Source organism: Polaromonas sp. P1_G2, assembly GCF_056405515.1.
Genome location: NZ_JBFUBY010001773.1, coordinates 1 through 357 on the forward strand (window position 1 = coordinate 1; position 357 = coordinate 357).

The 357-nt window shown below is 62.2% G+C and carries 1 protein-coding gene; it reads right to left on the bottom strand.

The genetic code is table 11. The features are described from left to right. The coding region (locus AC1D0P_RS32530) for a hypothetical protein (RefSeq protein ID WP_477680489.1) at window positions 1–357 on the bottom strand (357 nt) is incomplete at both ends.

Below are 357 nucleotides of genomic sequence, written 5' to 3' on the forward strand. Positions count from 1 at the left end.
GTACTGATTGTCCGTGGCGCTCACCAGCCGAAGATTGATAGCGTCGCCCTCCTGCAGTTGGAAGTCGCTGACCGTCTCCTCCGACACCAGGACGCCGTTCGGCGTATCGGCGAGCTTTTTCAGGATTTCACGCGTCGACCCGCCGCTGAAATAGGCGTCGGACAGGCTCGTCGCGGCGCCGATCAATCTTGGATCGATGCCATAAAGGTCCTGCAGGTCGGCTCCGACATAGGCGAAGCGATGTTGCATGGTTCTCGCGGCCTCAACGCCCGGCACGTTCCTGATCGCGTCCAGTTTGTCACCCGCCGGACGGGCGGTCGTGCCGAAGACCGTGACGTCTGCGCCGTTGGTCAGTTC